Genomic DNA, 21,441 nt, shown 5'->3' with positions numbered 1-21,441 from the left:
GCTAACCATCGGCGCGATCAGCGAAAATTTAACCGACTTCCTTAAGCCCGCCGGTAAGGAGCGCCGCCTATCCTTCACGCCATAAACGAGGCCGGGAACACCGGCCCGCGAGAACCGCAAAGGCTCTCGGGAGAAGCAGGAAGGCGTCAACATGAACACCGGGCTGAAACCAGTCTGGGCGGGCTGCAACATGCGGCTCGACCCGTTTCGTCTGCCGCAGGCGACGAGCTACGCGACGCGCGATGATTTCGGCGACGTGCATTTCACCATCGACCAGCGCGGCGTCGTCATCCGGCGCCTGCTCGAGAAGAGCGGGTTGCCGGTGACGGTGATCCTGCCTGCCAATGCGTTCCGCGGCGTTGCCGCGCGCGCTATCGAGGACGGAGACGGCTGTGTGACCGTTACGCTCGAATTGCTGCACAATGATCCCATGCTGGCCGTGCCGCTTCTGGTGGCGGAGAATCTCGACGATGTCGCCGCCGACTGGCGCGCCTGGTCGGACGCCTACCGGCTGCCGATGCTTCTGATCGAGGCGGACGGAGTTGCCCGCACGCTGGAAGAATCGCTCGGTGCGGTAAAGACCGAGCCGCCGAAGGAGCGGCGCAAGGGCAGGCCGGTCCGCACAAGGCGCCCGCGTTTCCTTGCGCGGCGCAAGCCGGGCGATCTCGGCCTCAGGCTGATCGTGGATGGCGAGGAGATCATCGCGCGGCAATGAGCTTGGCCGCGCCTGCCGCTATATCAGCGGCGCGAGGCTCGCCCATATTCCACCGGCCAGAAGGCCGACGAAGATCAGCCAGCCGACGACCTTGTTCGAGTGGAACAGTCTCAGGCACTGGTCCGGGTTGTCGATATCCAGCACCCGGATTTGATGGGCCATATGGAAGCCGGCCGCGACCAGGCCTGCGAGTGCCGGCAGCGGCACACGCGCCAGCGCGAAGGCGATCGCCATCAGCATCAGCGCGCCACCATAGAGCCTGACCAGCCACCATTTCGTATTGTTGCCGAAGAGCCGCGCGGTTGAGCGTACGCCGACCAGCGCGTCGTCCTCCTTGTCCTGGTGGGCGTAGATCGTGTCGTAGCCGATCACCCACAGGATCGAGCCAGCATAAAGCAGGACCGGCGGCCAGTCGAGCGAGCCGTAATGCGCCGCCCAGCCCATCAGCGCGCCCCAGGAAAAGGCAAGTCCCAGAACGAATTGCGGCCAGTCGGTGATTCTCTTCATGAAGGGATAGACGGCGACGATGGCGAGCGACGCGATGCCGAGGAGGATAGCGAAGGGATTGAACTGCACGAGCACCGCCAGCCCGACCAACGCCTGCAGCACGAGGAAGCCCCATGCCTGCCGTCGCGTCACCTGTCGCGAAGGCAAGGGCCGCGAACGCGTCCGCTCGACGGCGGCGTCGATGTCCTCGTCGGCGAGATCGTTATAGGTGCAGCCGGCGCCGCGCATGGCGATGGCGCCGATGAGGAAGAAGAGGAGATGCCAGGGCGAGGGCAGGGCCGACCACAGGGGTATGCCAGGCTCGGCGTGTGCGCTTGCGGCCAGCGCGGCCGACCACCAGCATGGCCAAAGAAGCAGCCACCAGCCGATCGGCCGGTCCCAGCGCGCAAGCTGCGCATAGGGCCATAGCCATGTGGGCAAGGCGCGATAAACCCAATGGCCCGAAGGCGCATCTGCAACCCGACCCTGTCCGGCGCGTGACTGGATGCTTTCCATGGAGATGGGAGTGGCAGGCAAGAGGCGGGGCGTCAAGCGGAAGCGGTTGTCTTTTCCGTTGAGTATAAGCCGCGGAACCTTGATCCGGGTGCCCCGCTCCCTTAGCAGGGGAGCATGAAAACGCCGGCAACGCCTTCATGAACGTCCTTCTGATCGGCTCGGGCGGGCGCGAGCATGCGCTGGCGTGGAAGATCGCGGCGTCTCCGATGCTGACGCGGCTGTTCGCCGCGCCGGGCAATCCGGGCATCGCGAAGGAGGCGGAGTGCGTCGGGCTCGACGCCTCTGATCATGCAGCCGTCCTTTCGTTCTGCCGGGAGAAGGCCATCGACCTTGTCGTGATTGGCCCGGAGGCGCCGCTGGTCGCCGGGCTTGCCGACACGCTGCGGGCGACGGGTGTTCGCGTTTTCGGGCCATCGGCGGCGGCGGCGCGGCTGGAGGGATCGAAAGGCTTCACCAAGGATCTTTGCGCCCGCTACGGCATCCCGACCGCCGCCTATGGCCGCTTCGGTAATGCCGAAGACGCCAGGGCCTATGTCGAAAAAGTCGGCGCTCCGATCGTCGTCAAGGCCGATGGATTGGCGGCGGGCAAGGGCGTCACCGTCGCGATGAATGAAGGCGAGGCGCTGGCCGCCATCGATGCCTGCTTCGACGGGGCGTTCGGAGGCGCTGGCGCCGAAGTCGTCGTAGAGGAATATCTGGAAGGCGAGGAGGCGAGCTTCTTCTGCCTCTGCGACGGCACGACCGCGCTGCCCTTCGGCACCGCGCAGGACCATAAGCGCGTCGGTGACGGCGACACCGGGCCGAACACCGGCGGTATGGGCGCCTATTCGCCGGCGCCGGCGATGACACCAGCGATGATCGAGCGCGCCATGCGCGAGATCGTGGAGCCCACCATGCGCGGCATGGCGGAAATAGGTGCGCCGTTTTCGGGCATCCTCTATGCAGGCCTGATGCTGACGGCCGACGGGCCGAAGCTCATCGAATACAATGTCCGTTTCGGCGATCCCGAATGCCAGGTGCTGATGCCGCGTCTGAAGGACGATATCCTCGTCCTCATGCAAGCTGCCGCCGACGGTCAGCTCGGCCATATGTCGGTCCGCTGGCGTGACGAGGCCGCGCTTACCGTCGTCATCGCGGCGAAGGGTTATCCGACGAACCCGGAAAAGGGCGCGCCGATCTCCGGGATCGGGGCGGCCGAAGCGGACGGAGCGATCGTCTTCCAGGCCGGTACGGCGGAGAAGGGCGGACGACTGGTCGCTGCCAGCGGCCGCGTGCTCGACGTGACGGCCCTTGGGCGTACGGTCGTCGAAGCGCAGCGAAAAGCCTATGAGGCGGTGGACAGGATCGGCTTTCCGGGCGGCTTCTGCCGGCGCGATATCGGCTGGCGCGCGATTGGATGAGACTGCGGGTACGCCGGCGATGAAGACGGGAAGGCCGGCCTTCGCGTAACCTTCGCCCTAGCTTCCGGACCCTGTCCGGGCTCCGGGATCGCCTGCCTTCCGGACGCCGAAATAGCCCCTGTCGGCCCGGATGCTGAAATCCACGCCGTCGGATACCTTCGGTGCATGCCTGAACGTCATGATGACGTAGCCGTTCGGGTGCGAGGCCATCCAATCCCCGACCTGGGTGTTGTCGATCTCCACAAACGGTTTTTCCAGCCGCGCCAGGAAACCGAACTGGTCCTGGTAGTCTCCGGCGAAAGCCCAGTCCGCGTCGCGTCTCTCGGCGATATAATTCGCCAACGGTTGGAGATCATAACGTCTAAATAGTGTCTGCGAGGCGACCGCCTGGCCGATCCCGGCCGCCACCAGCAAAAGCACCGCGCAACTCCTGATCGGCAGAAGCGGCGCCGACACCAGCAAGTATCCGATGCCGATCGTGATCAGGGGAATGAGGGGAACGAGGTAGTGCGGCTGCTTTCCGGAGATGAGGCTGAACGTCACGAATACGCCGACGCTCCATGACAGGAGCAGACGAAGCGCCCGGCGGTCCGCCGCCGAAAGGAGGCTTCGGCCCTGCGACCTGATGCGTGACGCCGAACGCCATAGTTCCGGTGACAGAAGCCAGGGAAGGGCAATGATCGGCAGCAGCAGGGCGTAGAAATAGATGGGCCGGTCGTGGGAGTTCCGCAAAGTGCCGGTGATCCGGCCGGCGGACTGGCTCCATATCAAGCTGTAGATGGCATCGCCCATATGGGCGACCACCGGCACGAGCCAGAACAGCACGACCACGAGAGCGGCGAGAAGCGAGAGTAGGGCACCGCGATAGAATTGCCCCGGGGTCAGCTCGCCGTCCGGGTTGCGCCATATCGGGTAAAGAACGATCGGCCAGCCGACATGGATGAGCATCACCGGGCCCTTGGCCAGCAGGCCTAAGCCGATGAAAAACCCGGCGAGGAGCGCATATCGGCGGCCGCGCCCTCTGGCGAACAGGAGCAACGACAGGAACGATGCGACGATGCAGTCCGTCAGCAGGATGTCGAAGAGGATCAGGCTGGAATAGATGATGAAGGCCACATTGCCCAGGACCAGCCACGGCATGCGTCTGGAGAGCGCCGCGGCATCGGGAAAGAGGGCCCGCGCCAGGCGTGTCGTCAGATAGATGAATAGGCATGACGCCACGAATATCACCAGAAGCGCCGAAACGCGGCCGACGCCGAAAACGCCCCAGGAGATGTCGATCAGCCAGAAAAGCAGCGGCGGCTTGCTGAAATAAGGCACGAAATTCATCGTCGGAACGATGTAGCTGCCTTTCAGGAGCATTTCCCATGAAACGCTGAGATATCGTGTTTCATCGACCGGCAGCACTGGCCGGAACGCTATCGTGGTTACGAAAAGGAGAGCCAGTAAAAGGTAGGGCAGGATCCGATCGGACGCCACCGATCCAAGGTATTCGGAAGCCAGCGTCCGAAGGTTCGGCGCGCCTCGGTTCTCAAAACGGCCTTGACCAGTGCGGTTGGGCATTGATTTCCGCCAAAAGCAGACCCCACGCTTTTCGCCGGGAAGGGTGGGGGGGACCGTTTGATGAGAAGGTTCTGGCAGCTCGGCTGGGTCGGTTTGTTTCCGTACCCAACCGCTCCGTCTTTGATGTCGTATCGTAGAGTTTCTGGGGTGTCCAGCGGCCGAAACGGGTTTCAGTGCCGGAAGCTCCACCGGGCGAAAAAATGCCTTCGTCCGGCGATTGCCTGCGCTACGGCCCGTGCGGAAGGGGGTCGCCTTTCGCTTCCTCGACAGGGATCGCCGCGATGGTGATCGGGTCGACCCCCGGCGAGGACGCATCCAGCCCGGCATAGGCGAGCACGCCTTCCCCCAGTGAGCCGAGATAAGCGAGGAGGGCTTCGGCGAGCCGCGCCGTGGGGTCCTCCACGGGCGGACCCCCAGCCGGATAGCGGTTGCCGGCTCGCGCATACGCTGCGGCGAGCAGCTTTGCGTCGCTTGTCGGATCGACCGTCGCCCAGACGATGGGTTCACCCCCCGAAAGCGCCTCTTCACGCCCCAACGGCACCGGCACGTTGACGATCAGCTCTTCCTTGCGATCCACGAGCGCGTCGAGCGGCCAGGCCTTGCGCAGCGCGTCGGCATCCATCGCCGCGACGTTGATGTCGATATCGGTCGGTGTGCCGGGAACGCGATAGGGACACTGGCGGACGCTGCAATTCGCCTGCGAGGAGAATTGCCACAGCGTGTAGCCGTCCCAATTGCCCTTGGGAAAATGATCGGCGATTTCCGGCTTGTAGCGCGCGTACCAGAGCGGCAGCCGCGACAGGAGCGGGTACTCGTCCTTGTGCGCCGCGATGAATTCTGCCGTCACATTGTTGGTGTAGAGCACCGGATAGCGCCCGATACGGCGCATGACATGGCGTGCGAATTCCTCCGCGTCGGCGAGCGACATCCACCTATACGGATCGTTCTCCTCGATATCGAGCGCTACCAGATCGTCCGGTCCGGGCTCCACGAAATCGATGAAATGGTTGGCCTGGTCGATCGGATTGCCCGGCCGCGCCAGATGATAGGCGCCCCATTTCAGCCCGAGCGCCTTGGCAATAGTGCGTCGCGTACGGAAAAGCTCCCTTGCCACCGAGTAGCGCTTCCACAGCGCCTTGCAGAGGCGCAGTTGCACATCGTCGTCATCCTCGCATTTCGCGGGCGGCGGTAGCCCGTCCGTCGCCTTGTTGATGAAGCCGACGACGCGCTTGTCCTCGGCAAGCTTCGTCCAGTCGATGGAATTATATTCGTAGGCGTCGACCACCAGCGCGCGGTCCGGCCTGAGCCACGGCTTGCTGAAATCGGAGGCGTGCCCGTATGCGGGCCACAGCATCGCCGCGGCGACCAACGCGGCCGCGCTTCGGGCGAGCGCTTTCGGCAGGTTCGGCATCCGGCTTCCTCGTGACGCTGCCACGCTGAAGGAAGATGGTTAACGAATTGCCACCGCCGCGTGGATAGACGGATGGCTCTCCGATGACCGCCCGATGATCGCCCAATGATCGATTGTCATCGGGCGGCCGCCTTCCTATACCGGCTGGAACGCAAGCAACGGATCGGGAGGCCGGAATGTACCGGGCGCCAGTCGCTGAGATCGCGCATACGCTGAAGCACACCGCCGGCCTGAAGGCCGCGCTCGACGAAGGCAGGCTGGGCGATCTGACCGAAGACCTCGCCGATGCGATATTGGAGGAGGCGGGGCGCTTCGCCGGGGATGAGATCGCGCCGCTCTACAAGGCCGGCGACGAGATTGGTGCCGTGTGGAAGGACGGCGCCGTCACCACGCCGCCCGGTTGGAAGGAGCTCTACGCGCGCTGGATCAGGGGCGGCTGGAATGCGCTGGCCGGCCCGGTCGAATATGGCGGGCAGGGCCTGCCGGCGATGCTTGCGATCGCCGTGCTTGAGATGTGGAACTCCGGCTCGATGGGCTTCGCCGTCGGGCCGACGCTCACTTTCGGCGCGGTCGAAGCGATTGAAAAACACGCGTCCGAGGAACTGAAGCGGACCTATCTGGCCAAGCTCGTCTCCGGCGAGTGGATGGGCACGATGAATTTGACCGAGCCGCAGGCCGGCTCGGACCTCAACGCGCTCCGCACACGTGCCGAGCCCGCCGGGGACGGCACCTACCGCATTTTCGGGCAGAAGATATTCATCACCTATGGCGAGCACGATTTCACCGACAATATCGTGCATATGGTCCTTGCCCGACTGCCTGACGCGCCGGCCGGCACGCGCGGCATCTCGCTCTTCCTAGTGCCGAAATATCTGGTGAATGCCGATGGCGCGCTTGGCGCCCGCAACGATGCCTATTGTGCCTCGATCGAGCACAAGCTCGGCATAAACGGCTCGCCCACCTGTGTCATGCTCTATGGCGACGGCAAGTTCGGCGACGCGCCGGGCGCCATCGGCTGGCTGGTCGGCGAGGAGAACAAGGGGCTGGCCTGCATGTTCACCATGATGAACAATGCGCGGCTGGCGGTGGGCATCCAGGGCGTCGCCGTCGCCGAAGCCTCCTACCAGAAGGCGAAAGCCTATGCCGGGGAACGCCGGCAGGGGCGGGCGCCAGGCGATTCGGGCGAGGGCATGAGCCCGATTGTCGAGCACCCCGACGTGCGGCGCAATCTCCTTACCATGAAGGCGTTGACCGAGGCCGCGCGAGCGCTTTGCTATTCCTGCGCGCATGCACTCGACATGGCCCGTGCGACGGAAGGCGACGAACGCCGGCACTGGCAGGACCGCGCCGGCCTGTTGACCCCGCTGGCCAAAGCGTTTCCGACCGATATCGGCGTCGAGGTCGCCTCGCTCGGCATACAGGTGCATGGCGGCATGGGCTTCATCGAGGAGACAGGTGCCGCCGGCTTCTATCGCGACGCGCGCATCGCGCCGATCTACGAGGGCACCAACGGCATCCAGTCGATCGATCTTGTCATGCGCAAGCTGCCGCTTGGCGGCGGCGAGCATGTCCACGCCTATATCGGCGAGTTGCGCGGCGAGGTGGAGATGCTGCGCGCATCGAATCGGCCCGGCTTCGGCCATACCGCCGGCCATCTCGAGCGCGCGCTGGACGAATTGGAGGAAGCGACGCGGTTCATGCAGCGCGCGCAGGCGGACGGACGTGTTTCGGATGCGCTGGCGGGCGCCACGCCCTATTTGAGGCTCTTTTCGCTCGCGGCCGGCGCTGCGCTGATGGCGCGCGGCGCACGCAAGGCGGAAGCTGCGCCGCAGACCGCGCTTTGCCGTTTCTTCGCCGAAAACCTTCTTCCCGAAAGCTCCGCTCTCAAGGACCGTGCGGTGAATGGCGCCGCCAGCCTCGACGAAGCAGCGGCAGCGATCCTGGCATGAGGAAGGAAGGCGAGTGAGCGAACATATCAAGGTCGAGCGCCGCGGCGCGGTGCAGGTGATCAGGCTCGATCGACCGGAGAAGAAGAACGCCATCACACGCGCCATGTATGTGGCGATGACAGAAGCGCTGAAGGCGGGCGATGCCGATCCGGCCGTGCGCTGCAACGTCTTTCTCGGCGTGCCCGGCGCCTTTTCCGCCGGCAATGACCTTGCCGACTTCCTGTCCTATTCCACGAGCGGGAAGCACGGCAGCGAGGCTTTCGATCTTCTGGAGGCCCTGGCGCGTTCCGAAAAGCCGATCGTCTCCGGCGTCGATGGCATCGCGGTGGGTGTCGGCACCACCATCCATTTCCACTGCGATCTCACCTTTGCCACGCCGCGCACCCTGTTCCACGCGCCCTTCGTCGATCTCGGCCTCACGCCGGAAGCCGGCTCCAGCCTGATCGCGCCGCTCCTGATGGGTCGCCAGCAGGCTTTCGCACTGCTCGGCCTTTGCGAACCCTTCTCCGCCGAGCGCGCCAAGGCGTGCGGGCTGATCCATGACGTTGTCGGCGAGGACGAATTGGAGGAGGCCGTCTTCCGGGCTGCGGAGCGCATCTCCGCCAAGCCGCCGGAAGCGCTGAGGATCGCCCGCGACCTGATGCGCGGCGACCGCGAGGAATTGGTGGCCCGGATCCGGGAGGAAAGCCGGCTCTTCGCCGCCCGGCTGGTGTCGGATGAGGCGAAGGCAGCCTTCCAGGCCTTCATGACGCGGAAGAAGCCGGCCTGAAGCGGCCTTTCCTTGCCCGCTGGCCTCTCGTCCATTGGCAAGCTAAGGATGCCAGCGGAAACGGGAACGCGACCATATGCCTGAAACGCGCCGCAAGCTGACGACGATATTCTCGGCGGACGTATACGGCTACTCCCGACTGATGGAGGCCGACGAGGAGGGGACACTTGCCCGGCTGAAGCGCCTGCGGGACGCCATGGCGCGTCTGATCGACGCGCATTCCGGACGGGTGGTGAATACGTGGGGCGACGGTCTGCTCGCCGAATTTTCAAGTGTCGTGGAAGCGGTGCGGGCAGCGGTCGACGTCCAGGCCGAGCTCGCCCGCGTCGACGAAGGCGGCGAGCCCATGCTTTTCCGCATCGGCATCAATCTCGGCGATGTGATCATCGATGGCGACAACATCTATGGCGACGGCGTGAATATCGCCGCGCGGCTGCAGGAATCGGCATCGCCGGGCGGCATCCTGATCTCGCGAACGGTCTATGACCAGGTGCGCAACAAGGTTTCCGTCGGCTTCGATTTCCTTGGCGACCTGGCGGTCAAGAACCTGCAGGAGGCGGTGCCGAGCTATGCCATTCGCCTCGCCGGCGGCGATGCGCAGCCCGGCCGATCCTTGAAGCCGGTCCCGGCGACGCCTTCGGCCGCGGAAGCCCGCAAGACGCGAGAGGGGCCGCAAATGGTCTCGACACGCTTTGGTACGGTACCGCGCCAGATCGCCTCGCTTGCGCTTGCCGCCCTCATCGTCCTCGTGGTCAACCTGGCAACCTGGAGCGGTACTTTCTGGGCGGCGTGGCCACTTCTGGCATTCGCCACGCTTGCCGCGACCTCCTTTGCGCAAAGGCTCGCGCCGGAAATCCGCGGTCCGGCAAGCCTGCTTGTCATCGGGCTGGGCATCGTCGGTATCAATCTTCTCACTTGGCACGGGCGCTTCTGGGCCGTCTGGCCACTCTTGGGCTTTGCTGCCTTTGCCGCGTTTCGCTGGATCATGCAGCCGCGCACGCCAGAGCGATGAAATCTCCGCTCACGGATAAAGCCGTGTCTTCCCCCATCCGCCGCCCTCGCTACGCGTAAAGACAATGCGGTCGTGGAGCCGGAAGGGCCGGTCGTGCCAGAACTCGATCGTCTTCGGCACGATGCGGAAGCCCGACCAGTGGGCCGGACGCGGTATTGCGCCGAGCGGATATTTCGCCGTGTATTCGGCGACCGCCTTCTCCAGCGCGAAGCGGCTCTCGAGCGGCCGCGACTGCTTCGAGGCCCAGGCGCCGATGCGGCTGCCGCGCGGGCGTGAGGCATAATAGGCGTCGGCCTCCGCGTCGCTTACGCGCTCGACAGGGCCGCGCACGCGTACCTGCCGACGCAGCGATTTCCAGTGGAAGCAGAGCGCCGCCTTCATGGATACGCCAATTTCTCTGCCTTTCTGGCTTTCCAGGTTGGTGTAGAAGACAAAGCCTTCATGATCGAAGCCCTTGAGCAGCACCATGCGCACGTCCGGCAGCCCGTCCGGGTCGACGGTGGCGAGCGCCATAGCGTTCGGATCGTTGGGCTCGCTCGCTTCAGCGTCTTTCAGCCAGGAGGCGAACAGGTCGAAGGGCTCGGCGCTCTCGGTGAAGTCATCGCTTGTTAACGGTGCGTTGGCCATAGTGTTTTTCCTTGGTTCTTCGGGAGAATGCCGATTGTTGCGTGGAGCGCAAGCAAAGGTGCTGCGTGGCGTGATGCTTGCCGTGTCGTGGCGTAAGTTTCTGCCGGTTGCCGCTCTGGTCTTGTTGCCGGTGGCCCTTACCGCCTGTGCATCCGGCAATCTGCTGAAGAGAGCCGAGACGGACCGTTCGATCATCACCGGCTCCGTCCGGCCGAACCCGACAACGGCCAATGTCACGGACGAGGAGACGATCCGCAACGCGGTCACCTCGGTCGATCCAAGCGGGCTTGGCTCCGACGGCCTTGCCTGGATGAACCCCGCGACCGGCGCGAGCGGGCAGATCACCGGCCTCACCGAATTCCAGGATAGCGGCCATCTGTGCCGCCGCTTTTCCGCCTCGGTGACGCGCTTCGACGGCGTCGGCCTTTACCATGGGGAGGCTTGCCTCGAAAATTCCGGCGGATGGCAATTGCGCACCTTCGCGGGATCCTGATCCGGAGCGGGTCGATCCTTCGCCGGGCTGGAATTTCTTCCTAGCCGAGCGCATATAAGGACGATCATTTCTATCAATCCCGTCAGGCAGGAAGCATGCGCGATCCATACCAGGTTTTGGGCGTCGCCAAGGACGCCTCGGCCAAGGAGATAAAGTCGGCCTACCGGAAGCTGGCCAAGAAATATCACCCGGACCAGAACCCGGACGATCCGAAGGCCAAGGAGCGCTTTGCCGAGGCCAACCAGGCCTATGAGGTCGTTGGCGACGAGAAGAAGCGCGGCGCCTTCGACAGGGGCGAGATCGACGCGGAGGGCAAGCAGCGCTTCCAGGGCTTCGAGGGTGCGGCCGGCGGCGATCCGTTTGCCGGTTTCCGCCAGTCGCGGCAGGGGCCGGGAGGGTCGCATTTCGAGTTCCGTTCGAGCACGGCGGGCAGCGACGCCTTCGGCGGCGCACACGATATTTTCAGCGAGATTTTCGGACGTGGCTTCGGAAACGGCGGCCCCGGCGGTGGTGGAGGCGGCAGACAGCAGGCGCCGGCCGGCGCCGATCTGAATGCCATCCTCGACATCGACATCGAAGACGCTGTCACCGCCGCCAAGGTGACGGCAATCTTCCCCGGCGGACGCAAGATCGCGGTGAAGCTGCCTAAGGGCGTCGAGGACGGCCAGACCATCCGCCTGAAAGGGCAGGGTGAGCCATCGCCCTTCGGCGGCAAGCCGGGTGACGCGCTGGTCAAGATCCGCTTCCGCAAGAGCGCGCGCTATCGCGTCGAGGGCAGGGACTTGCACTCCGACCTGCCGGTCGAGCTTCGCGACGCGGTGCTCGGCGCCAAGGTGGCGGCAGAGACGCCGAGCGGCAAGGTGGCGGTGGCCATCCCGCCATGGTCGAGCTCGGACAAGGTCTTGCGGCTGAAGGGCCGTGGTCTGCCGGACAAGGCGGGCGGCCATGGCGATCTCTATGTTCATGTGCGCGTCATGCTACCCGAAAAGGGCGACGCGGAACTTGAGGCGCTGATGAAGAAGGCGAGCGTCTGACGCGTCCTACGCGCTTTTCACGCCAGGCTTGTTGTCCTGTAACCGCCGCAAGCTTGAAGGCTTCCGGCGCCTGTGCGATAGGCACGGGACGCGTTTTGCTGCGGAAGCGACCCGCTTCCCGGCATTGTTCACCGAAATGCGGAGAAGGGTGGCATGGCAGTCGGCAATAGCCTGATGGAAGGCAAGCGGGGATTGATCCTTGGCGTGGCCAACAACCGTTCCATCGCCTGGGGCATCGCAAAGGCGTGCGCGGCCCACGGCGCGAAGCTTGCGCTGACCTACCAGGGCGACGCGCTGAAGAAGCGCGTCGAGCCGCTGGCGCAGGAACTCGGCGCGGATGTCGCCGGCCATTGCGACGTGACCGATCCGGCCTCGCTCGACGCCGTCTTCGACGCGGTGAAGAAGAAATGGGGCGGCCTCGATTTCCTCGTCCACGCCATCGCCTTTTCCGACAAGGACGAACTGACCGGCCGCTATGTCGAGACGAGCCGCGAGAATTTCCAGCGCACGATGGACATTTCCGTCTATTCCTTCACCGCGCTTGCAAAGCACGCCGAGCCGCTGATGGAAAAGGGCGGCTCGCTCCTGACGCTCACCTATTACGGCGCGGAGAAGGTCATGCCGCACTACAACGTCATGGGTGTCGCCAAGGCCGCGCTCGAGGCCAGCGTGCGCTATCTCGCCGTCGATCTCGGCGGCAAGGGCATACGCGTCAATGCCGTCTCGGCAGGCCCGATCAAGACGCTTGCCGCGTCTGGCATCGGCGATTTCCGCTATATCCTGCGCTGGAACGAGTACAACGCCCCGCTGAAGCGCAGCGTCACCATCGAGGAAGTCGGCGATGCGGGCCTCTATTTCCTCTCGGACCTGTCGCGCGGTGTGACCGGCGAGGTGCACCACGTCGATTCCGGTTATCATGTCGTCGGGATGAAAGCGGTTGACGCGCCGGATATCTCCGTCGTCAAGGACTGAAATCCTCTCCAGCCGGAGGTTTTGTCAGTGGCGAAATATCCGCTCGCCTATTTCGTGCGCCATGGCCAGACCGACTGGAATGCCTCCGAGCGTTTTCAAGGGCAAGAAGATACCGAGATCAATGCGATCGGCCGGCGGCAGGCCGACGAGAACGGCAGGAAACTAGCCGGCATCCTCGGCACGGCGTCGGGGTTCGACTTCGTGGCAAGCCCGCTTCGCCGCACGCGCGAGACCATGCGGCGCGTGCGCATCCAGATGGACCTGCCGCCGGACGGCTTTCATACGGACGTACGCCTGAAGGAAGTGAATTTCGGCGATTGGCAGGGCTATGTCGCCGACGAGATCGAGGCGCGCGCTCCCGGCGTCATCGAGCGCCGGCTCGCCGACAAGTGGAATTTCCGGCCGTCGGGCGCAGGTGCCGAAAGCTACGCCATGCTCGCCGAGCGCGTGCAGGGCTGGCTGGACGAACTGACGCAGGAAACCGTCGGCGCAATCCATGGCGGGGTCATCCGCGCTCTCTTCCACCTGATCGAAGGCGTACCGGGCGCGGAGGCAGCCGACATGGAAACGCCGCAGGACGTCATTCTGAAGCTCGAGGACGACCGGCTGACGTGGCTGTAAGGTCTTTCTGTGCGTGGTTCGAGGCTCGCTTCGCTCACACCCCACCATGAGGGAGGTTAGAGCCCGGCATCCCTATCCTGAGATGGAGTGCAGCGCTTCAACAGTCCTCATGGTGAGGTGCGAGCGAAGCGAGCCTCGAACCACGCACGGCAGATTTCGCCTGCTCCATCCTACTCCGAAGTCTGCATGTCCGTCACGAGATTCTGGCCATCGACCTTATCATAGGCAAGCACGATATCCATGCCTTCCTTGATCCCATCCATGTCCGTCTCGCCGGGCAGCTTGTAGGATTTGCCGTCGTCAAGCGTGATCGTCATCTTGTCTCGATCGACCTTCTTGATATGGCCTTCGGCTTCCGCGGCCATCGCGTAGGCCGACAGCATCAAAAGCGCCGCCAGGGCGCCGAGAACGGTGCGCATTGTTTTCTCCCCCATCTTTCTTGTCCTTCTTGTTGATTTGCCCAAGGCGAGCAGTGATAGCCGGATTGTGTCGAAAGTGAAGCGCCGGGCCGCCGGCGGCGATCAATAGTTCTTGCGGGCCTGTTTGACCCCTGTTGAAAACGCCGGTAGAGCAGCACCGGTCGTCATTTCGGCAGGCCATGGGATAGTAATGTCGCACAACACTTTCGGTCACTTGTTCCGTGTGACAACCTGGGGAGAAAGCCACGGGCCGGCGCTCGGCTGCGTCGTGGACGGCTGCCCGCCCGGCATCCGCTTCACGCTGAAGGACGTGCAGGACGAACTCGACCGCCGGCGGCCTGGCCAGTCGCGTTTCGTCACCCAGCGCCGCGAACCCGATCAGGTGAAGATCCTTTCCGGCACCCTTCCCGAGGAGGGCGGCGAGACGCTGGTGACGACCGGCACGCCGATCTCGATGATGATCGAGAATGTCGATCAGCGCTCGAAGGATTACGGCGCCATCGCGCGCCAGTATCGGCCGGGCCATGCCGACTACGCCTATGAGGTGAAATACGGTATCCGCGACTATCGCGGCGGCGGCCGCTCCTCGGCGCGCGAGACGGCCGCGCGTGTCGCCGCCGGCGCAATCGCGCGGCGCGTCGTGCCGGGCCTCGTCGTGCGCGGCGCGCTGGTCGCAATGGGCGAGAAGGCGATAGACCGCGCCAATTGGGACTGGGACTTCGTCGGCAATGCCGAAAACCCCTTCTTCACGCCCGACCCGGAATCCGTCCCGGTCTTCACCGACTATCTGGACGGTGTGCGCAAGGCTGGCTCCTCGGTCGGCGCGGTGATCGAGATCGTCGCCGATAACGTGCCGCCGGGCCTTGGCGCGCCGATCTACGGCAAGCTCGACCAGGACATTGCCGCTGGCCTGATGTCGATCAACGCGGTGAAGGGCGTCGAGATCGGCGCCGGCTTCCAGGCCGCGCGCTTCACCGGCGAGCAGAACGCCGACGAGATGCGCGTCGGCAATGAGGGCCGTCCGCGCTTCCTGTCGAACCACGCCGGCGGAATCCTTGGCGGCATCTCGACCGGCGAGCCGGTTGTCGCCCGCTTCGCCGTCAAGCCAACCTCGTCCATATTGACTCCGCGACGCTCCATCGACGCCGACGGCAATGAGATCGAAATCATGACCAAGGGCCGTCATGACCCGTGCGTCGGAATCCGCGCCGTCCCGATCGGCGAGGCGATGGTCGCCTGCGCCATCGCGGATCACTATCTCAGGCATCGGGGACAAACGGGGAGAGGTCAGGTTGGTCAGGGAGCAGGAGAATAGGTTTTTGGACTTGTTCGCAAAGACCTCTTCCGAACGGCTTCTTCTTCCCCTATTCCCTACTGCCTTATTGGCCAACTCCCCTATGGCCTGCGAGTGAAGCGAGCACCATGCCCTACGACCAGAAACACGTCGCCGATGTCATCCGCGCTTTCGAGCGCGGCGAGATGGTCGTCGTCATGGACGATGACGGACGCGAGAACGAAGGCGATCTGATCGTCGCGGCGGTGCATTGCACGCCGGAGAAGATGGCCTTCATGGTCCGCCACACCTCCGGCATCGTCTGCGCGCCGATGACGCGCGAGGACGCTCGCCGGCTGAACCTCGCTCCGATGGTTGCCGACAACGACGCGCCGCACTCGACCGCCTTCACCATCTCGGTAGATTTCAAGCACGGCACCACGACCGGCATTTCCGCGGACGACCGGACGTTGACGGTCCGCAACCTCGCCAACCGCAATGCCGGCGCATCGGATTTCGTCCGGCCCGGCCACATCTTCCCTCTGATCGCGCGCGAGGGCGGGGTGCTGATGCGCTCCGGCCATACCGAGGCGGCGGTCGATCTTTGCCGGCTCGCCGGCCTGCCCGAGATCGGCGTCATCTCCGAACTGGTGAACGACGACGGTACGGTGAAGCGCGGGCCTGAGGTCGCGGCTTTCGCCAAGGAGCATGGCCTGAAACAGGTATCCGTCGCCGATTTGATCGCCTACCGCCAGCGCCAGGAGACGCTGATCGAGCGTGTCGGATGCTCGGAGATCGAGACGCCGGGCGGCAAGGCGAGCGCCTTCGTCTATCGCCTCCCCTGGGACGTGATGCACCACCTCGCCATCGTCTTCGGCGACATCCGCGACGGCAAGGACGTACCCGTCAGGCTGCACACGGAAGATGTCGTCACCGACGTGTTCGGCACGGGGCATCGGCTGGACGAGCTGACGCGCTCGATGGGGAAGGCGGGGCGCGGCGTCATCGTCTATCTGCGCGAGGGCTCCGTCGGGGTGGCGCACAACGCTAGAAGCCGGCCCGTCTCGGACGATCGCGAAGCCCATGCCGAGGCGCTTAAGCGGGAAAGCGAATGGCGCGAAATCGGGCTCGGCGCGCAGATCCTCAAGGATCTCGGCATCTCCTCTATTCGCCTCATCGCCTCGCGCGAGCGCCACTATGTCGGGCTGGAAGGTTTCGGCATCCACATCGAAGCGACTGAACTGCTTTAGCGGGAGTAGACGGCGGGTTACTTGGCCGTTGCTTTCGTGGATTTTGTCTTCGCCTTGCCGGCCGCCTTTGCCTTGGCCGTGGTGGTGGCTTTGCGGGGGCGCTTCTTCGCCTCTGCCTCGATTTCGCGGCTTGCGCGTTCCCAATGCTCGCGGTCGCGTCCGTGCGGCCGGCCATCGACCTCCCAGATGTGATATGCGCGCTCCCTGATCGCCTTCTCGTCAGCCATCGTTCTCACTCCTTGCGGCCGCGCGTCGCGGTCACGCAATGGTAGCGCGGATTACGCCGATTGCCATCGGTTTCGGGGTAGAGGCTGCGGCAGTCAAGGCAACTGCGGTGCTGGCAGCCCAATCCGGGTATCGGTATTCAACCGTGTCCGGCTATGTCATATTTTATTGTGGCCGATTGCATTGGCTGCTACCGACCCATTTCCTTCAAGACAAGGATCGCATTGCGGCAAGATGAGCGAAGTGGTCCGCGCCCGGGGTCTCGACGATGCGGACGCTGATGCGCGTCTTGCAGCGATTGTGGATTCTTCCTTTGATGCGATCATCGGAAAAGATCTGAACAGCGTCATTACAAATTGGAACGCGGCCGCCGAGCGGCTGTTCGGCTACTCGGCCGAAGAGGCGATCGGCCGATCCGTCCTTATGCTCATCCCGGAGCGGCTGCACGGAGAGGAAGACGACATCATCGCAAGGATAAGGCGCGGAGAGAGCGTGCCGCCTTTCGAAACCATCCGACGCCGCAAGGATGGCCGCGATATTTTCGTCTCGCTCACCATTTCTCCTATCCGCAGCAGGGCAGGACAGATTATCGGCGCCTCGAAGATCGCGCGCGACATAAGCGAAGCCAGGGCCAGCCAACGGCGCATCAAGCTTTTGCTGCGAGAGGTGAATCATCGGGTCAAGAACCAGTTCGCTGTGATTCTTTCCATGATCCGGGAAACCGCGAAGCACACCAAAGACCCGAAGGAATTCGAACGCAGCATCCGCGAGCGCATCACAGCGCTCGCTTCCTCGCACGATCTGCTGGTCACGTCCGACTGGTCGGGGGGTAGCCTGCATGAACTTCTTCACCAGCAGCTTCAGCCCTTCGGCCAGGACGGCCAAATTACCCTCCATGGGCCGGAGATGACCTTGCGTCCCGCCGCAGTGCAGGCGCTCGGCATGGCCTTTCACGAGCTTGCCACCAATTCGGCAAAATATGGCGCGTTCGGCCATCACGGCGCCGTTTCGATCTCGTGGTCGCTGTCGGGAGAGCCGGTCGAGCCGATTTTCCAGCTTGATTGGGAAGAGACGGCCGGTAGCATCGTCGAAACCGCGCCTGCCGGCCACAAGGCGCGAGGTTTTGGCTCCGTCGTGCTGCTGCGTGTGGCGCCGCAAACGCTGAACGGCTCCGCCCGCTATGAACGTTCAGGCGGCGTATTGCGCTGGTCGCTTTCCGCGCCCGCCGCGTCGGTGACCGGCGAAGACGGCAACGACACGACGGAAAGCGCCGACCTGTCGTGAAACCCGGGTGTCCCGGTCCACCCTCTTTCCGTGGACGCGGCTCGGCCGAGCCCCTATGTTTGCACGATGGCGACACGGCTTTATACCCACCCGATCTTTCTCGAACACCTTACGCCGCCGGGGCATCCGGAGCGGCCTGACCGGCTGCGCGCCATCGCGCGTGCGCTGGACGACGAAGCCTTTGACCACCTCGACCGGGTCGAGGCCCCGAGAGGGGAAGAGGACGCGATCCTCTACGCCCACCCGAAGGACTATGTCGAACGGGTGAGGGCGGCGATCCCCGAGGCCGGCATAGCCCGCATCGACGCTGACACGTGCGCCAGCCCAAAGAGCTGGGAGGCGGCGCTGACCGCGATCGGTGCCGCGATGGCTGCGGTGGACGACGTGTTCGACGGCCGTGCCGACAATGTCTTCGTCGCGGCGCGTCCGCCGGGTCACCATGCCGAGCACGATCGCGCCATGGGTTTCTGCCTGTTCAACAACGCCGCTATCGCCGCCCGGCACGCGCAGAAGAAGCACGATGTCGAGCGCGTGGCGATCGTCGATTTCGACGTCCATCACGGCAACGGCACGCAGGACATCTTCTGGTCCGATCCGACCGTGCTCTATGCCTCCACGCACCAGATGCCGCTTTACCCCGGCACCGGCGCGGTGGGTGAGACCGGCGCCGGCAACATCGTCAACGCGCCGCTTTCGCCGGACAGCGGAAGCGATTCATTCCGCGAGGCTTTTTCGGATCGGGTCCTGACTGCGGTCGAGGCGTTCCGACCGGAACTCATCATCGTTTCGGCCGGTTTCGACGCACACCATCGCGACCCGCTGGCCGAGATCAATCTCACCGAAGACGATTTCGACTGGGCGACGGGCAGGTTGATGGAGCAGGCCGGCCGCTCCGCGTCCAACCGTCTTGTCAGCCTGCTGGAGGGCGGCTACGACCTCCAGGGGCTGGCCTTCTCCACGGCCGCCCATGTCAAGCGCCTGATGGAAGGCTGAACGATGCCCGAAACGACCCCCGGAAATGCCGAAGACGATATCAGGAACATGAGCTTCGAGGAGGCGCTCGCCGCGCTGGAGCGCATCGTCGACGATCTGGAAAAGGGCGATGTGCCGCTCGACCAGTCGATCCGGATCTACGAGCGCGGCGAGGCATTGAAGAAGCACTGCGATGCCTTGTTGAAGGCGGCCGAGGACAAGGTTGAAAAGATTCGCCTTTCCCGTGACGGCGCACCGATAGGCACGGAACCGCTCGACGGGGAGTAGGCGCCCCCGCCAACTGTCCCTACAGCTCTATAAACGGCACGAAGCCGCCGAAGATCATGCGCTTGCCGTCGAACGGCGCGTCCTTCATGCTGCCCTCGAGCCTGGGATCCGCCATGACTTTCCCCATCACCTCGTCGCGTTTGGCGCGGGACGGATAGACGACCCAGGCGAATACGACGATTTCACCGTCCTTCGCCTGCACCGCACGCGGGAAGGATGTGAGTTCGCCATAGGGCACGTCGTCGCCGATCGCCTCGACATAGGCGGTGGCCCCATGCTCCATCCATACCTCGCCCGCCTTGCGGGCCATCTCCTTGTAGGCTTCGATGTTCTCCTTCGGCACTGCGAGGACGAAACCGTCGACATAGCTCATGGCACTCTCCTTCATCGTGTAGACCCGAAGGACGTTCGGCCCGCCTCCGTTCCTACACCTGGCGAGTCAATTTCCTCAGACGCGGATGATCGCCTCGCCATGAGTTGAATTACCAGTCTCCGTAGCTTATCTTAGCCAGGGCTGGCTAAGGAGGCCGACATGGGAATGGTCAACATGCTTGAGGCGAAGACTTCGCTCTCCAAGCTTGTCGAGGCCGTCGAAAGCGGGGCCGAGAAGGAAATCATCATCGCGCGCAACGGCAAGCCGGCGGCGAGGTTGGTTCCTCTTGGGCAGCCGAAGAAGCGCCAATTGGGACTGGCAGAGGGAAAATACCCTCCGCTGGACTATGAGGCATTTCAGGCCCTGGACGAGGAAGTAGCGGCGATGTTTCTTGGCAAGGAGAAATGAAGCTTCTCCTTGATACCCATGTAGCCATCTGGGCGACGAATACGCCCGAGCGAATACCGGAGAGGATACGCAATCTCATCGTGGAAGATAACAACGAAATTGCGGTCTCCGCGGCGTCGATTTGGGAAATTGCCATAAAACATCAGCTTGGGAGGATGGATGCTCCGCCGCTTTCGGGCTACGAGGCAATCACCGAATTCGAGTCCGCGGGTTTCGATCTTTTAAATGTGACTCCCGCACATGCCGCTCTCGTCGAACGCTTGCCGCCCCTGCATGCGGATCCGTTCGATAGGCTGATGTTGGCGCAGGCTATTACCGAGGATATGCGTTTCGTGACATATGATCGCCAACTCTCGCGCTACGGTGTCGGGCTGATCACCTGGTCCTAACCAAGGATATAGGAAATGTCCTTCTTTCCCGGTCCCGATCCTCTTCCCGGCGACGCCTTTGCCTGTGACGCCATCGAGACGTTGATCATTCCGCGCGCGCACGACATCGGCGGCTTCGAGGTGCGTCGGGCGCTGCCCTCCGCGCGCCGCCGGCTGGTCGGGCCGTTCATCTTCTTCGACCGCATGGGCCCGGCGATCCTGCGCGCCGGCCAGGCGGTGGATGTGCGCCCGCATCCGCATATCGGACTTTCCACCGTCACCTATCTGTTCGACGGCAAGATCCGCCACCGCGATTCGCTCGGCACCGAGATGGTGATCGAACCAGGCGACGTGAACCTGATGACGGCGGGGCGAGGCATCGTCCATTCCGAGCGCTCGCCGGAGGAATTGCGCGGCGGCCCGTTGTCGCTTTCCGGCCTGCAGACCTGGCTGGCACTGCCGGACGATGCCGAGGAGGTCGCGCCGCAATTCGAGAATACCGGCCGCGACGAACTGCCGGAAGGTAAGGGTGATGGCGCCGCTTTCCGTGTCGTCATTGGTGAACTGCACGGCTCGAAATCGCCGGTGAAGACGGCTTCCGATACGCTCTATGCGGATATCCGGCTCGAAGCCGGCGGCCGTTTCCAGATTCCGCCGACAGCCGAGGAAAGGGCGATCTATATTCTCGACGGCGAGGTTGATATCGCCGGCGACCGCTTCCCCTCCGACAGGCTGCTGGTGCTGCGCGGGGGCGACGAGATCGTCGTCGGCTCCGAGCGCGGCGCGCATTTCATGCTCTTCGGCGGCGCCTCGCTCGGTTCGCGGCGCTATATCTGGTGGAACTTCGTCTCCTCCTCGAAGGAGCGCATCGAGCAGGCCAAGGAGGAATGGCGGACCGGCAGGTTCGATATCGTGCCGGGCGACGAGGAGGAATTCATTCCTCTGCCGGACAATTGACGCCGGTGTCGGCGCTATGCGCTTTTATTTACTTTCGGGCCGGCAACGCTTATCTG

At 64.0% G+C, this 21,441-nt stretch carries 24 protein-coding genes; 17 read left to right on the top strand and 7 right to left on the bottom strand.

All coding sequences use genetic code 11. The annotated features are described in order from the left end of the window. The first annotated feature begins 151 nt into the window (after positions 1-151). Positions 152-715, top strand: coding sequence for a DUF6101 family protein (locus RBH77_RS20825; RefSeq protein WP_311029473.1), 564 nt, complete (start codon positions 152-154; stop codon positions 713-715). An 18-nt stretch (positions 716-733) separates the two neighbouring features. On the opposite strand, the gene ubiA is transcribed toward RBH77_RS20825, so the two are convergent. Further along, positions 734-1,717, bottom strand: coding sequence for a 4-hydroxybenzoate octaprenyltransferase (gene ubiA / locus RBH77_RS20820; RefSeq protein WP_311032633.1), 984 nt, complete (start codon positions 1,715-1,717; stop codon positions 734-736). Between the two features lie 137 nt (positions 1,718-1,854). On the opposite strand from ubiA, the gene purD reads away from it, so the two are divergent. After that, complete coding sequence (gene purD, locus RBH77_RS20815) at positions 1,855-3,117, top strand: phosphoribosylamine--glycine ligase (protein WP_311029472.1); 1,263 nt, start codon at positions 1,855-1,857, stop codon at positions 3,115-3,117. 57 nt (positions 3,118-3,174) lie between these two features. Here the strand turns inward: purD and RBH77_RS20810 are convergent, their stop codons facing one another. Together RBH77_RS20810 and RBH77_RS20805 are read right to left on the bottom strand one after the other, a co-directional pair. After that, on the bottom strand, positions 3,175-4,596 hold the full coding sequence (locus RBH77_RS20810; protein WP_311029471.1) for an ArnT family glycosyltransferase: 1,422 nt from the start codon (positions 4,594-4,596) through the stop codon (positions 3,175-3,177). A 310-nt stretch (positions 4,597-4,906) separates the two neighbouring features. Further along, the gene (locus RBH77_RS20805) at positions 4,907-6,091 is read right to left on the bottom strand and encodes a glycoside hydrolase family 25 protein (protein WP_371832807.1); all 1,185 of its coding nucleotides are present in this window, start codon (positions 6,089-6,091) and stop codon (positions 4,907-4,909) included. A gap of 176 nt (positions 6,092-6,267) precedes the next feature. Between RBH77_RS20805 and RBH77_RS20800 the strand changes: the two genes are divergently transcribed. The 3 genes from RBH77_RS20800 to RBH77_RS20790 all read left to right on the top strand — a co-directional run bounded on the left by RBH77_RS20800 (position 6,268) and on the right by RBH77_RS20790 (position 9,821). Next, the gene (locus RBH77_RS20800; RefSeq protein ID WP_311029470.1) at positions 6,268-8,040 is read left to right on the top strand and encodes an acyl-CoA dehydrogenase family protein; all 1,773 of its coding nucleotides are present in this window, start codon (positions 6,268-6,270) and stop codon (positions 8,038-8,040) included. A gap of 13 nt (positions 8,041-8,053) precedes the next feature. After that, on the top strand, positions 8,054-8,809 hold the full coding sequence (locus RBH77_RS20795; protein WP_311029469.1) for a crotonase/enoyl-CoA hydratase family protein: 756 nt from the start codon (positions 8,054-8,056) through the stop codon (positions 8,807-8,809). A gap of 76 nt (positions 8,810-8,885) precedes the next feature. Continuing rightward, the gene (locus RBH77_RS20790) at positions 8,886-9,821 is read left to right on the top strand and encodes an adenylate/guanylate cyclase domain-containing protein (protein ID WP_311029468.1); all 936 of its coding nucleotides are present in this window, start codon (positions 8,886-8,888) and stop codon (positions 9,819-9,821) included. 9 nt (positions 9,822-9,830) lie between these two features. Here RBH77_RS20790 and pdxH read toward each other — a convergent pair whose 3' ends face one another. After that, positions 9,831-10,448 (bottom strand): pyridoxamine 5'-phosphate oxidase, encoded by a 618-nt coding sequence (gene pdxH / locus RBH77_RS20785; RefSeq protein WP_311029467.1) that lies wholly within the window; start codon positions 10,446-10,448, stop codon positions 9,831-9,833. A gap of 37 nt (positions 10,449-10,485) precedes the next feature. On the opposite strand from pdxH, the gene RBH77_RS20780 reads away from it, so the two are divergent. From RBH77_RS20780 to RBH77_RS20765, 4 genes are all read left to right on the top strand, one after another. Then, the gene (locus RBH77_RS20780) at positions 10,486-10,941 is read left to right on the top strand and encodes an RT0821/Lpp0805 family surface protein (protein ID WP_311029466.1); all 456 of its coding nucleotides are present in this window, start codon (positions 10,486-10,488) and stop codon (positions 10,939-10,941) included. 95 nt (positions 10,942-11,036) lie between these two features. Further along, the gene (locus RBH77_RS20775; RefSeq protein WP_311029465.1) at positions 11,037-11,975 is read left to right on the top strand and encodes a DnaJ C-terminal domain-containing protein; all 939 of its coding nucleotides are present in this window, start codon (positions 11,037-11,039) and stop codon (positions 11,973-11,975) included. Between the two features lie 153 nt (positions 11,976-12,128). Next, positions 12,129-12,947, top strand: a complete 819-nt coding sequence (gene fabI, locus RBH77_RS20770) for an enoyl-ACP reductase FabI (protein ID WP_311029464.1) — start codon at positions 12,129-12,131, stop codon at positions 12,945-12,947. Positions 12,948-12,974: 27 nt separating this feature from the next. Further along, complete coding sequence (locus RBH77_RS20765; protein WP_311029463.1) at positions 12,975-13,568, top strand: histidine phosphatase family protein; 594 nt, start codon at positions 12,975-12,977, stop codon at positions 13,566-13,568. A gap of 170 nt (positions 13,569-13,738) precedes the next feature. On the opposite strand, the gene RBH77_RS20760 is transcribed toward RBH77_RS20765, so the two are convergent. After that, the gene (locus tag RBH77_RS20760; RefSeq protein WP_311029462.1) at positions 13,739-13,987 is read right to left on the bottom strand and encodes a DUF1344 domain-containing protein; all 249 of its coding nucleotides are present in this window, start codon (positions 13,985-13,987) and stop codon (positions 13,739-13,741) included. Between the two features lie 190 nt (positions 13,988-14,177). Between RBH77_RS20760 and aroC the strand changes: the two genes are divergently transcribed. Further along, on the top strand, positions 14,178-15,302 hold the full coding sequence (aroC, locus tag RBH77_RS20755) for a chorismate synthase (RefSeq protein ID WP_311029461.1): 1,125 nt from the start codon (positions 14,178-14,180) through the stop codon (positions 15,300-15,302). A gap of 107 nt (positions 15,303-15,409) precedes the next feature. Then, entirely contained in the window at positions 15,410-16,510 is a 1,101-nt protein-coding gene (gene ribB, locus RBH77_RS20750; RefSeq protein ID WP_311029460.1) for a 3,4-dihydroxy-2-butanone-4-phosphate synthase, read from the top strand. Between the two features lie 17 nt (positions 16,511-16,527). On the opposite strand, the gene RBH77_RS20745 is transcribed toward ribB, so the two are convergent. Next, entirely contained in the window at positions 16,528-16,737 is a 210-nt protein-coding gene (locus tag RBH77_RS20745) for a DUF2934 domain-containing protein (RefSeq protein ID WP_311029459.1), read from the bottom strand. Between the two features lie 232 nt (positions 16,738-16,969). Here RBH77_RS20745 and RBH77_RS20740 point away from each other — a divergent pair, with 232 nt between their 5' ends. The 3 genes from RBH77_RS20740 to RBH77_RS20730 all read left to right on the top strand — a co-directional run bounded on the left by RBH77_RS20740 (position 16,970) and on the right by RBH77_RS20730 (position 19,279). After that, positions 16,970-18,019 (top strand): PAS domain S-box protein, encoded by a 1,050-nt coding sequence (locus tag RBH77_RS20740; RefSeq protein WP_311029458.1) that lies wholly within the window; start codon positions 16,970-16,972, stop codon positions 18,017-18,019. Between the two features lie 66 nt (positions 18,020-18,085). After that, the gene (locus tag RBH77_RS20735) at positions 18,086-19,012 is read left to right on the top strand and encodes a histone deacetylase family protein (protein ID WP_311029457.1); all 927 of its coding nucleotides are present in this window, start codon (positions 18,086-18,088) and stop codon (positions 19,010-19,012) included. 3 nt (positions 19,013-19,015) lie between these two features. Further along, positions 19,016-19,279 (top strand): exodeoxyribonuclease VII small subunit, encoded by a 264-nt coding sequence (locus tag RBH77_RS20730; RefSeq protein ID WP_311029455.1) that lies wholly within the window; start codon positions 19,016-19,018, stop codon positions 19,277-19,279. A gap of 19 nt (positions 19,280-19,298) precedes the next feature. Here RBH77_RS20730 and RBH77_RS20725 read toward each other — a convergent pair whose 3' ends face one another. Continuing rightward, complete coding sequence (locus RBH77_RS20725; RefSeq protein ID WP_311029454.1) at positions 19,299-19,652, bottom strand: DUF1428 domain-containing protein; 354 nt, start codon at positions 19,650-19,652, stop codon at positions 19,299-19,301. Positions 19,653-19,811: 159 nt separating this feature from the next. Between RBH77_RS20725 and RBH77_RS20720 the strand changes: the two genes are divergently transcribed. From RBH77_RS20720 to RBH77_RS20710, 3 genes are read left to right on the top strand one after another with little or no spacing between them, the layout of a single operon-like run. Then, the gene (locus RBH77_RS20720; RefSeq protein WP_311029453.1) at positions 19,812-20,060 is read left to right on the top strand and encodes a type II toxin-antitoxin system Phd/YefM family antitoxin; all 249 of its coding nucleotides are present in this window, start codon (positions 19,812-19,814) and stop codon (positions 20,058-20,060) included. After that, entirely contained in the window at positions 20,057-20,449 is a 393-nt protein-coding gene (locus RBH77_RS20715) for a type II toxin-antitoxin system VapC family toxin (protein WP_311029452.1), read from the top strand. The genes RBH77_RS20720 and RBH77_RS20715 overlap by 4 nt, the downstream gene beginning before the upstream one ends. Positions 20,450-20,464: 15 nt before the next feature. Beyond that, positions 20,465-21,385 carry a pirin family protein gene (locus RBH77_RS20710; RefSeq protein ID WP_311029451.1) on the top strand — a complete coding sequence of 307 codons (921 nt, stop codon included), beginning with the start codon at positions 20,465-20,467 and terminating at the stop codon, positions 21,383-21,385. Positions 21,386-21,441 lie beyond the last annotated feature (56 nt).

It is taken from the genome of Mesorhizobium koreense (assembly GCF_031656215.1).
Lineage (GTDB): Bacteria > Pseudomonadota > Alphaproteobacteria > Rhizobiales > Rhizobiaceae > Mesorhizobium_L > Mesorhizobium_L koreense.
Note: the sequence above shows the minus strand (reverse complement) of the source record. Positions and strands in the feature narration are given on the sequence as shown.